8 protein-coding genes and 1 pseudogene are annotated in these 10,703 nt (G+C 62.2%); 3 read left to right on the top strand and 6 right to left on the bottom strand.

Annotated elements, in window-relative coordinates; translation table 11 throughout:
- Positions 1-308 precede the first annotated feature (308 nt).
- Positions 309-1,541 carry an ammonium transporter gene (locus GSQ90_RS16165; protein ID WP_246731630.1) on the bottom strand — a complete coding sequence of 411 codons (1,233 nt, stop codon included), beginning with the start codon at positions 1,539-1,541 and terminating at the stop codon, positions 309-311.
- A 361-nt stretch (positions 1,542-1,902) separates the two neighbouring features.
- On the bottom strand, positions 1,903-2,241 hold the full coding sequence (locus GSQ90_RS16170) for a P-II family nitrogen regulator (protein ID WP_158815886.1): 339 nt from the start codon (positions 2,239-2,241) through the stop codon (positions 1,903-1,905).
- Between the two features lie 582 nt (positions 2,242-2,823).
- Between GSQ90_RS16170 and GSQ90_RS16175 the strand changes: the two genes are divergently transcribed.
- Entirely contained in the window at positions 2,824-4,047 is a 1,224-nt protein-coding gene (locus tag GSQ90_RS16175; RefSeq protein WP_246731628.1) for a serine aminopeptidase domain-containing protein, read from the top strand.
- A gap of 58 nt (positions 4,048-4,105) precedes the next feature.
- On the opposite strand, the gene GSQ90_RS16180 is transcribed toward GSQ90_RS16175, so the two are convergent.
- The gene (locus GSQ90_RS16180; RefSeq protein ID WP_158815888.1) at positions 4,106-4,981 is read right to left on the bottom strand and encodes an acyl-CoA thioesterase II; all 876 of its coding nucleotides are present in this window, start codon (positions 4,979-4,981) and stop codon (positions 4,106-4,108) included.
- Positions 4,982-5,631: 650 nt separating this feature from the next.
- On the opposite strand from GSQ90_RS16180, the gene GSQ90_RS16185 reads away from it, so the two are divergent.
- Positions 5,632-7,122, top strand: coding sequence for an amidase (locus GSQ90_RS16185; protein ID WP_158815889.1), 1,491 nt, complete (start codon positions 5,632-5,634; stop codon positions 7,120-7,122).
- A 297-nt stretch (positions 7,123-7,419) separates the two neighbouring features.
- Here GSQ90_RS16185 and GSQ90_RS16190 read toward each other — a convergent pair whose 3' ends face one another.
- The 3 genes from GSQ90_RS16190 to GSQ90_RS16200 all read right to left on the bottom strand — a co-directional run bounded on the left by GSQ90_RS16190 (position 7,420) and on the right by GSQ90_RS16200 (position 10,223).
- On the bottom strand, positions 7,420-8,073 hold the full coding sequence (locus GSQ90_RS16190; RefSeq protein WP_158815890.1) for a glutathione S-transferase family protein: 654 nt from the start codon (positions 8,071-8,073) through the stop codon (positions 7,420-7,422).
- A 209-nt stretch (positions 8,074-8,282) separates the two neighbouring features.
- The gene (locus GSQ90_RS16195) at positions 8,283-8,990 is read right to left on the bottom strand and encodes an outer-membrane lipoprotein carrier protein LolA (protein WP_158815891.1); all 708 of its coding nucleotides are present in this window, start codon (positions 8,988-8,990) and stop codon (positions 8,283-8,285) included.
- A 432-nt stretch (positions 8,991-9,422) separates the two neighbouring features.
- On the bottom strand, positions 9,423-10,223 hold the full coding sequence (locus GSQ90_RS16200; RefSeq protein ID WP_158815892.1) for an SDR family oxidoreductase: 801 nt from the start codon (positions 10,221-10,223) through the stop codon (positions 9,423-9,425).
- Here GSQ90_RS16200 and GSQ90_RS32125 point away from each other — a divergent pair.
- Positions 10,201-10,703: pseudogene (locus tag GSQ90_RS32125) on the top strand (MarR family transcriptional regulator); the annotation flags it as partial. The gene GSQ90_RS16200 and the pseudogene GSQ90_RS32125 sit on opposite strands and share 23 nt — an antisense overlap.

Below are 10,703 nucleotides of genomic sequence, written 5' to 3' on the forward strand. Positions count from 1 at the left end.
GCCTAACCTTAATGGGTGCGCGACGCTCTCTGTCCGTGAAACGAAAAACTGCGGCCGGGCGAAGTCGGCCCAGGGGCGAAGGTCTCCTCGCGTCGCTCGCGCCGCCGGAGCGAGCCGTTCTCCCAATGGTGTCATCGCCCTGGACAGCGCCCGTTCGACGCGCCGCGACGACCGCGACCTGGGGTTCCATCGCTGCGAAAACGCAAAAAAAAAGCGCCCTCGCGAGAGGGCGCTGAGTTGGGGAGGAAACGAAGAAATCAGAAGGCGAGGGCGGCGGCGCATGACGCCGCCGCCCGGCTTGGTTTGTCTTACTGCACGACCTCGCCATGCAGCGCGAGATCGAGGCCGTCGCGCTCGACTTCGTCGCTGACCCTAAGGCCGATGGTCACATCGATGATCTTCAGGATGATCAGCGAGAGGATCGCGTCATAGACGATGACCGTTCCCACGCCGATGAGCTGGTTGATCACCTGACCCGGATTGCCCTCGATCCAGCCGGAATGGCCGCTATACTGGTTGATCGCGAACACGCCGGTCAGGATCGCGCCGATGATGCCGCCGACGGCATGCACGCCGAAGGCGTCAAGCGCGTCGTCGTAACCAAAGGCGTGTTTGAGGGCGGTGGCGCCGAGGTAGCAGCCGACGCCGCAAGCGACGCCGATCACCATCGAACCGATCGGACCGACAAAACCCGAAGCCGGCGTGATAGCGACGAGGCCGGCGACGGCGCCCGAGCAGATGCCGATGACCGTCGGCTTGCCGCGATGGGCCCATTCGACGAACATCCAGGTCAGGGCTGCGACAGCGGTGGCGATCTGGGTGACCGTCATCGCCATACCGGCCTGCACGCCGGCCGAGACCGCCGAACCGGCGTTGAAGCCGAACCAGCCAACCCACAGCAAGCCGGTGCCGATGAACGTCAGCACCATATTGTGGCCAGGACCGGTGTCGCGGCGCTTGCCAAGCATCAGGGCCGCCATCAGACCGGCGACGCCAGCGTTGATGTGCACGACCGTGCCGCCGGCATAGTCGAGGACCATCACCTTGCCAGCGAAGTTGCCCTTGTCGTCGAGGTTAGCCGTCGAGAACATGCCGTCCGGACCCCAGACCCAATGAGCGACTGGCGCGTAGACGACGATCGCCCACAAGCCGATGAACCAGAGCATCGCCGAGAACTTCATGCGCTCCGCGAAGGAGCCGGCGATCAGGGCCGGTGTGATGATCGCGAAGGTCAACTGGAAGCACATGTAGACCGTCTCGGGGATCGTCGGCGCCAACGGATTGGGATTGCCAATGCCGCCATTATTGACGTCGCTCAATATGCCCTGAAGGAACGCTCGAGTCGTTCCGCCGATGAACCAGCCGCCCGGAGTGAACGCCAGGCTGTAGGTGACGACGGCGTAGAGCACCGTGATCAGGCAGGTGATCGCGAAGCTGGTCATCACGGTGTCGCCGACGTTCTTCTTGCGGACCATGCCGCCGTAGAAGAGGCCGAGGCCCGGGATGGTCATCATGAGCACCAGCGCGACGGAGGTCAGCATCCAGGCGGTGTCGCCGCCCGAGGGCGTGCAGTTCGTGAGAACGGCGGGGACGGCCGGGACGGCGGCATATTTGTCCGTGGCGTCGACAGCCGCTACGCCGGCCGCGCAAGCGGGCGTCGCCGGCGGGGCCGGCTTGGCGGCGGCGGGCGCCGCGGTTGCATCGGCCGCCGGCGCAGCGGCCGCGGGAGCCGCAGCCGCAGGAGCGGCGGCGGCGGGCGCCGCGGGCGCGTCGTCAGCGCGCGAAGGGCTTAACCCGGTAAAGGTGATCAGCGCGCCGATCGCCAGCGCCGGCGCGAGGCCAGCAAGGAACCTAGACAGTTTCATTTGAGGAAACTCCGATTGGAATGAGGATGGGGTCGCCTCAGAGGGCGTCTGAATCTTTTTCGCCAGTGCGGATGCGGACCGCCGAGTCGATGCCGTAAACGAAGATCTTGCCGTCGCCGATCTGGCCGGTGCGCGCGGCCGCCGTGATGGCTTCGATGACCTGATCGACAAGATTGGCGTTGACCGCGACTTCGATCTTCAGCTTGGGCAGAAAGCTCACGGCATATTCCGCGCCGCGGTAGATTTCCGTGTGCCCCTTCTGCCGGCCATAGCCTTTGACTTCGGTGACCGTCAGGCCGTGCACGCCGATGGAGGTGAGCGCGTCGCGCACCTCCTCAAGCTTGAACGGCTTAATCACTGCCATTACTATTTTCATGTGCCTCATCCCAGCTTGGCGGTTCCCAGGGCTTAGAGAACGAGCGCCCCCATCCCCGCGCGGTGTCGGCTGGGCGCGCCAAAGTCGCCCCGCTCACGGGCTTTCTTAACAAGCCTTGTGCCAAGCAGGTTCTGGCAAGGTAAGTCTATGAAATATTGGAATATTCAGCGGGAATGGAAGGGGATGCCCTTCTCCAGCTTTCCGCCGCGCTGGCTGCGTTGATTAAAAAATGGGCGCCTAGAAATCGGGCTGCGAACCCACGATCTGCCGGGCGAAAGGCTTGCCAGAGTTCCGCAGGCCCCGACAGCGACAAAATTCCTCAGCGCGGCAAAATGATGCGATGCGCCACACGCTGAAGCGATGCCGACTTCGTGGCGTCACAGAACACCTCCTGCTCCCGTCTTGAGAGCGCCGCACGGTTTTGCCATGATGCGCCGGAGCGCATGCTGGCGCGCCAGGGAAGCTTCCTAGCAGTGCATAACCTCGATGCGTCTGCGTCCGCGAGGCCATCGCGGAGCGGGATTTCGGCTGGGCTTCGGGCGGAACATGCGCAACTTGCTGATGGCGATTGTGGCGGTATCCATGACTTGGATGCACAACGCTCAGGCCCAACCGCTGACCGTTGATCCGGAGTCGGTCGTTCCGCTGCCCGACAAGTTCGATATGGAGATTCCGGCGCCCGACGCGCCGCCCGAGATCGCCCGCTTTCAAGGCGCGTGGATCGGGACCTGGCATGACGACAGGCATATTCTCGTGGTCGAGCGCGTCACGCCCGATGGGCATGCGAACGTGGTTTTTGCGCAAGCAGACTCGGCGTTCTACGGCACGAATCGGGAGTGGTGGCGGGACCAGGCGACGATCGTCGACGGCGTGCTGACCATGACGGGATTTCGCACCTTCCGATACGCCTTCGATGGTCCCGACCGGCTGTACATGACCGCGACCCTTAAAAACGGCGGCGTGACCTCGGGAACGCTGGTCCGCACCGATGCGGCGCGCCTTGCGGCAGGGGATCGACCGATCGAATGGCCCTGGCCCGGCGCGCGCGTATCGATTCCGCATCTTACGGTTCGAACGCCCGATGGCGCACGGCCAATCATGCTCGAGGCGACATTCTATCCGCCCGCCGGTCCTGGGCCGGCGCCGCTGGCGATCATCACCCACGGATCGGAAGTCGGCCGAAATCAGCTCAGGACCTGGTCATTCTCGACCGAGGCGCATTGGCTGCGCGACAAAGGTTTTGCCGTGCTTGCGCTGATGCGCCGTGGATACGGAAGGTCCGAGGGAATCAACGGCGAGGATGATTTTGGACGCGATCATGAGGGTAGCCTCGTTGATGTTTCGTCAGGCGTCGCGCAAGCCGTCGAGGATCTGGAATCGGCGATCGCCTATGGCCGCAAACTGCCGGGCGTAAGGCCGGGGCCGGTACTGCTCGCCGGCCAGTCGCGCGGCGGGTTTCTCGCCATGCACTATGCCGGCCTCAAGCCCAGCGAGGTCATGGGCGTGGTGAATTTCTCCGGCGGCTGGTATCCCTACGGACCGGTGACCACGCCGTATTATGCGAATGCTGGCCGCGGCGCGGCGGACAAGGTTCCGCAGCTTTGGCTCTATGCGGACAACGACAAGCTCTATGATGAAGCCCTGATCCGGGAATATTATCAGGCCTTCACGGCGGCCGGCGGTCGCGCGCGTTTTGAGCTCATCGACGGCGTTCCGGGCGACGGCCATTTGCTGCGGCTTTATCCCGAGAGGTGGCGGCCGATTGCGGATCAATTCCTGGCGACGCTCGATCTCAAACGGCCTTGAAGCGGCACACAATTCTGCGCGTTCTGATAGGATCGCCCGTTGCTTGTCCCTCTCGAAGTCACGCGCCCTCTCGCCGCCGCCGGATCAGACCTTCCTGCACGACGCTCGCCACCAAAACGCCCGCGCGGGAATAGAGGAGGCCGCGCGTCAAGCCGCGCGAGCCGCCGCTGTTCGGGCTGTCCTGCGTATAAAGCAGCCATTCGTCGGCGCGGCACGGGCGATGGAACCATAGAGCGTGATCGAGGCTGGCGACCTGGAATTCTGGGTCGGACACGCTGTATCCATGGGCGACAAGCGCCGTATCGATCAGCGTCATATCCGACAGGAACGCCAATGCGGCGCGGTGGATGGCGGGATCGTCGGGCAAACGCCCTGCGATACGGATCCACAGAGATTGCCTGGGCTCTCTGGGCACGCCGCGTGCGCCGGGCGCATAGCGAGACAGATCGATCGGGCGAATTTCAATGGGTCGAATGCGATGGGCAAATTCCTGCATGCGCTGTTGCGCCTTTTCCCCCGCAAAGCGCAGAAGATCGATCGAATCGACGAGCGTGTCGGGATCGGGCGCCGCCGGCATCGGCAAGGAATGTTCGACGCCTTGTTCTTCAACCTGAAAGGACGCTGAGAGCGAAAAGATCGCCTTGCCGTGCTGGATGGCGTTGACCCGGCGCGTGGTGAAACTTTTGCCGTCCCGGATGCGGTCGACTTCGAACACGATCGGCACAAGGGGATCGCCGGGCAACATGAAATAGCCGTGCAGCGAATGGGGCGTCCGCCCCTCCACGGTGCGCGAGGCGGCGACCAGCGCCTGCGCGATCACCTGCCCGCCAAAGACGCGCTTCCAGCTATCTTGCGGCGAGCGCCCGCGAAATATGTCGACCTCGATGGTTTCGAGGTCAAGACGGGCGACAAGATCGGCGGCGCTGGCTGGCATGGCATTCCCTGGACTTGCTGAGTGCGCACCAACGTGACGGTCTATGGCGGCCAGCGTCAAGAGCGCCTGACTTGCGGCGGCAGCTCTCGTTACGGCCGGGAGGCGGCAATCCTCCGTCATGGCCGTGCTTGTTACACGGCAGTCCGGTTGAGGAAATTGACATACTTTGGAACGGCCAGACATAGCGGCCGATTGAGACGAATGGCGCCTCAATGCAAGGATTCTCGCGATAAGATGAGAGCGCGAGAATCCCCTACCCCCTTGTGGGGGAGGGTTAGGGAGGGGGGTCGCACGGGCCTCTCAGAATCTTCTCAAAGCCCGCAATCAGAGGGGTTAGCGCGACCCCCCACCCCGGCCCTCCCCCACAAGGGGGGAGGGAGTTCGCCGCGCCAACGTCTCCGAAAAAAATCAACCGGACAACCGTGTGGTCTCACGGCCATGACGTAACGGATGCCAAAATAAGAACTGCTCGACCTGCGACGGACCGCCAGGCGCCAAGGCGATTGGAAAGGCAAGACGCCGTGCGCAAAAGCGGCTTTGAATATTCCGCCAATTGACACAGTATCAATCTGGAATTCGCGGGGAAGATAGACCGCGCGCGAAGCGTGCGCGTCCCCTTCGCCCGAGGATTCTTTTTTGGGGGGGAATCCATGGGCGGCATGAGTGAATTCGAGCGCTATGACGGTCTGGGCCTGGCCGAGCTGGTGCGCAAGGGCGAGGTCAGCGTCCTCGATCTTGTTGAGGAATGCATTGCGCGCATCGAGGCCCGCAATCCCAGGATTAATGCGGTCATCTCTAAGCTCTATGATTCCGCGCGGCTCGCCGCCGCGGGCGCCCATGAAGGGCCGTTCGCCGGCGTGCCTTTCCTGCTCAAGGATCTGATGGCGCCGTTCGCGGGCGCCCCCATGAGCAACGGCAATCGCGTCCTCGCGAAAATCCCTTGCGATTACGACGGCGAGATCGTGCGCCGCTATAAAAAAGCAGGCCTGATCGTCGTAGGCAAAACCAACACGCCGGAATTTGGCCTGGCGCCGGTCACGGAGCCCGAAGCGTTCGGTCCGGCGAGAAATCCCTGGGACCTCTCGCGCACACCAGGCGGCTCGAGCGGCGGCTCGGCCGCGGCGGTCGCCGCGCGCATCGCGCCGATGGCGCATGCGACCGACGGCGGCGGCTCGATCCGCATTCCCGCCTCATGCTGCGGCCTCGTCGGACTGAAGCCGACGCGCGGCCGCACGCCGCTCGGGCCGATCGTCGGCGAGAGCTGGCGCGGCTTTGCGGTGGGCCACGCCGTCACCCGCTCGGTGCGCGACAGCGCGGCTTTGCTTGATGCGACCGCCGGCGCGGATGCAGGCGCGCCCTATGAAATCCCGGCGCCGGCGCGTCCCTATCTCTCAGAGGCCGCCACGCCGCCCGGCAAGCTGCGCATCGGCTACACCACGGCGCCATTCCTCGCCCAGACGATCCACGCCGATTGCCTGGAAGGGCTGAATGCGACAACCTCTTTGCTCAAAGACCTCGGCCATGACGTCGTCGAGGCGACGCCGCCGTTCGATGCAGAACCATGGCTGATGGCCTTCATGACGATCGTCGCCGGGGAAACGTCCGCCGACATTGCGCAGGCGGGCAAGCTCGCCGGCCGCAAACTTGGCTTTGCGGATTTTGAGGCCGCTACATTTGTGATCGGCCTGCTTGGCCGCTCGTGGAGCGCGGGCGACTATGCGGCCGCCGCCAATTATCTGCAGAGCTGGTCGCGCCGCGTCGGCGATTTCTTTGAAGATTACGATGCGCTGTTGACGCCGACCCTCGCCGCGCCGCCAACGCTGATCGGCGCGCTACAGCCGACCGCCGCGGAACGGGCGCTGCTGAACATCATCGGCCCGTTGCGGGCTGGATGGTTCATGAGAGCGAGCGGCCTGGCGAAAGTGCTGGCGACGAAATCGCTTGAATTCATTCCGTACACGCCGCTGTTCAACGTCACCGGCCAACCCGCAATATCATTGCCGCTTTGCTGGAACGCCGCCGGCTTGCCGATCGGCATGCAATTCGCTGCGCGGATGGGCGATGAAGCGACGCTTGTTCGATTGGCCGCGCAACTTGAACAGGCGAAGCCGTGGTTCGACAGGACGCCGGCGGGGTTTTGAGGCGGGGACGGTCGGTGTTTCGCCGGCCGGCGCTTTCGCTCATTTACTTGCCGTAAGGGGGCGGGCAGTTCTTAGTTTACGCCGGGGGTGGCCACGCCGCCGAGTCGCCGTCAACCGGCTGCGCCGGTCCTCCGCTACGCTACGGTCCCTTCGGGATGACTGCGTCTCGTCGGCGCGGCTATTTGCATTCATGTCCTTTTGGTGTGCGACGCGGCCTGATGGCCGCGTCGCACACCAAAAGGACATGGCACTCCCACCGCCTTGACCCTTCGGCGCCAATCCCTATCCGCGCCTCCATCAGCCGGCCGGCGGCTTGCCCGCGTTAACCGCCAATTGAGCGGCGAAAGCCCTGATATAGGCGGGCCGCGCTTCGCCGCGGGCGACATAGGCGACAAGGTTCGGGTGTTCGTTCAGGATGCCCGACGGTTTCAGCCTGAGCAGCACCGACGCCATCATCAGGTCGCCCGCGCTGAAGGCGCCATCGAGCCACTCGGCATCGCCCAAACGATCGGACAGTTGCTTCAGACGGGCGTGGATGCGATCCACGACCAGAGGCATGCGCTCTTTAGTCCAGGGCTTATCGCCCTCCAGAAACCTGGCGGTTACGAGTTCAAGGATCGGCGGCTCCACCGTGTTGAGCGCGGCGAACATCCAGGCGATCGCGCGCGCCCGGGCATTGGAATCGACCGGCAGCAGGCCCGCATGGCGCTCGGCGATATGGAGCATGATCGCTCCTGTCTCGAACAGGACGAGATCGCCCTCCTCATAGGTCGGAATCTGGCCGAAAGGATGCAGCGCCCGATGCGCTGGCTCCTTCATCGCGCGGGACGAAACCAGGCGAACCTCGTAGGGCTGGCCAGCTTCTTCAAGCGCCCAGCGAACGCGCGTATCGCGCGCCAGTCCCTTGCCGCCATCGGGCGACCGTTCAAAGGCGGTAATGACGATGGTCATCGTGAGGCTTCTCCCTAACTAAAACAATCGGCCGCAGGGCGGGCAAGCTGTCAAGGGAAGCTCACCGAAATTGAAAACGATCCCGTTCCATGTCCGGTTTGTCCCCATAGTAGACCGCGCCTGCCAACCCGCCGCGGATGACCGGCATCGTCGCACGGCGGGGAAGAGCGGATAGAGCATGGCGCGATTCGACGGAATCGCCGCACGCTCTAGTGCTTCTGCCCGATCATGCGCTGCTCGTCGATCTTAAACTCCGCTTCATCGGGCTTGGTCGCAAGGTCGATGTCGAACAAGCTCACCACGGTCTGCGCGCCTTGAGCGTCGTTGACCGTCCATTGCTTGAGGGCGAAGGTCGAGGGATCGAAGAGGAGTTCGATCTGCGCCGAGCCGCCGAGCGTCGCCTTGTCCTCGATGAGGATCGACACCGCCTTGTCGTTGTTGGCGTCGACGTTGAGAACCTGGGTGGTCTTGGCGAGATCGAAATGGTCGGCGAGCAGGAATTTCAGCGGCGTCTGGCTGATGAGATAGAGGTCTTGGGTGTCCATTTTCTGGTCGCGCACGGCGAAGCTGCGCCCGTCGGCGACGATCTCTAGCCGGTCGGGCGGCGAGAACTGGAAGCGCATGCGGCCTGGGCGCTCCAATTCGAACTTGCCTTCGGCCCGATGGCCGTCCGGTCCGACCAGGACGAAATTCGCGATCAGCGTCTTGGCGCCGTCGAGCCAGGCGTTGGCGCGGCGCACCGCCTCGGCGGCGCTGATCCCAGGCTTGGCCGCCGCGGGAGCGGCTGGCTTCGCGTCCTTCGGCCTCAGCTTCGGCGCCGGCGCATGCAGATCGGCGGGCGCGTCGTCGGCAAAGGCGAATCCGCAAAGGCCGAGCGACGCCAGTATCGCCAGGACGATCAGCCGCGAATTCGACATGGAGCCTCCCTTCGCCAGCCTCGATCGCCCAGAATGGTCGGCGGACGGCGCGCGTCCCTAGGGAGACGATGTGGCGTTAGTTAGACAGCTAGAGCCTGACGCGTTTTGAAAATTGCTTCGTCAAAATTCCTGATTGCTGCACCTCTCAAAACCTACGCCTCCCGCGACCTTTTGAGAGGCCGGAATCGAGAATGAGTTTCGAGGGGCGTTTTCGCGGGACTTTGTGACGACTGGCCGCCGCGCCGCTCGTCTCTCAAAACCTTTTCGAGAGACACACGCTCTGGATAAGTTCGCACGCCGCTGCGGTCTCGACCATCTCGGTTAGACCAACAAAACGCACAACCGATTTATCAGGACAGCGAAGCATCAGGTTGTTTGTAGGCGCCTGGATCGGTCGCGGCGGCTGATCATCTCAATTTACCGAAATAACTTCTATTTCACCATTGCTTTCACCAGCAACCGCCGCCACGCCGCATCGGGCAAAACTCGATTCAGCCGAAAAAATGGGCCGGGTTTGGCGAGGTATCGTAACCGATTGCTTGGGTCATTCGCCGCGCGGTAGATGACTTTCGCAACTTCCTCCGGCCTGGACCCTCCAGAGTTCCTTTTCGTAAATATAGCCAAAAATTTGGCCAGGCTTACTCGATAAGGGTCGCTCACCGCCGTTTGCATGCTGCCCTTGCCGAATTCCGTATTGATGCTGCCGGGTTCGATTATTTTGACGCGGATATGAAACGGCTCCAGCTCATAGCGCATCGATTCACTCAACCCTTCCACTGCGAATTTTGTCGCGATGTATGATGAGGCGTAGGGAAGAGCCATGCGGCCGATAATGGAAGAGACATTGATAATCAAACCTTCGCCCGCTTTTCGCATGGCGGGGAGTATTTGTTGCGTGACATTGATTAAGCCGAATACATTCGTCGCAAATTGCTCTTGGATTTGCTGATTATCGACCGCTTCAATCGGGCCGAATAAGGCGTAGCCTGCGTTGTTGAGCAGCACATCGATCTTTTTATAGCGACTTAACGAAGCGCTTATGGCTTGCGTTATGGAGTCGCCATTCGTCACATCCAATGGGAACAAGCTGATTTGCGGATGTTTAAGCGCGGGATCGGCCTTGAGCGGATCGCGCATGGTCGCGGCGACGTTCCAGCCCTGTTCGGCGAAATAAAGCGCGGTAGCCCGCCCGATGCCGCTCGAGGCCCCGGTGATCAAAACTGTTTTAGCCATGGCAATGTTTCCCCAGGTGGGCTACGCTATGTGGAACTATTTCATATTGAATAGTTCCACATTAAACTATATCGCCGACCCGTCAAGGAGAAATATGAATAATTGGCGCCTCCTGCAGTTGCACCTTCAATTCTACGAACTGATCACGCAAAATGCGGAACGCGCATTGGCTGCGGATAAGTTGGACGTCAAAGGCGTTTTTCTGCTGGCTTCAATTGAAGAACTGAAGCATCCGGCCGCTCTTGCCAGACGCCTGACCTTGCCCAAGCCCACGGTGACTTTTTTGATCAAGAAATTTGAACAATTGAAGTACGTGGAAAGAAAAACAGTAGCTTCGGATTTGCGGCGATTTGAAATCAACCTCACCCCGCTGGGACGCAAAGTGTGCGAGCGGGGCCGTAAAACTCTCAGCGACGCCTTTGACATCAGTCTCAGCCATCTCAGTCCCATGGAAAGGGAGCAATATGGCGAACTGCTACG

Source organism: Methylocapsa sp. S129, from assembly GCF_009765995.1.
Taxonomy (GTDB): Bacteria; Pseudomonadota; Alphaproteobacteria; order Rhizobiales; family Beijerinckiaceae; genus Roseiarcus.

Coding starts and splice junctions, on each gene's coding strand:
- GSQ90_RS16165 (WP_246731630.1), bottom strand. CDS start 1,541: ATGCTGACCTCCGTCGCGCTGGTGCTCATGATGACCATCCCGGGCCTC.
- GSQ90_RS16170 (WP_158815886.1), bottom strand. CDS start 2,241: ATGAAAATAGTAATGGCAGTGATTAAGCCGTTCAAGCTTGAGGAGGTG.
- GSQ90_RS16175 (WP_246731628.1), top strand. CDS start 2,824: ATGACTTGGATGCACAACGCTCAGGCCCAACCGCTGACCGTTGATCCG.
- GSQ90_RS16180 (WP_158815888.1), bottom strand. CDS start 4,981: ATGCCAGCCAGCGCCGCCGATCTTGTCGCCCGTCTTGACCTCGAAACC.
- GSQ90_RS16185 (WP_158815889.1), top strand. CDS start 5,632: ATGGGCGGCATGAGTGAATTCGAGCGCTATGACGGTCTGGGCCTGGCC.
- GSQ90_RS16190 (WP_158815890.1), bottom strand. CDS start 8,073: ATGACCATCGTCATTACCGCCTTTGAACGGTCGCCCGATGGCGGCAAG.
- GSQ90_RS16195 (WP_158815891.1), bottom strand. CDS start 8,990: ATGTCGAATTCGCGGCTGATCGTCCTGGCGATACTGGCGTCGCTCGGC.
- GSQ90_RS16200 (WP_158815892.1), bottom strand. CDS start 10,223: ATGGCTAAAACAGTTTTGATCACCGGGGCCTCGAGCGGCATCGGGCGG.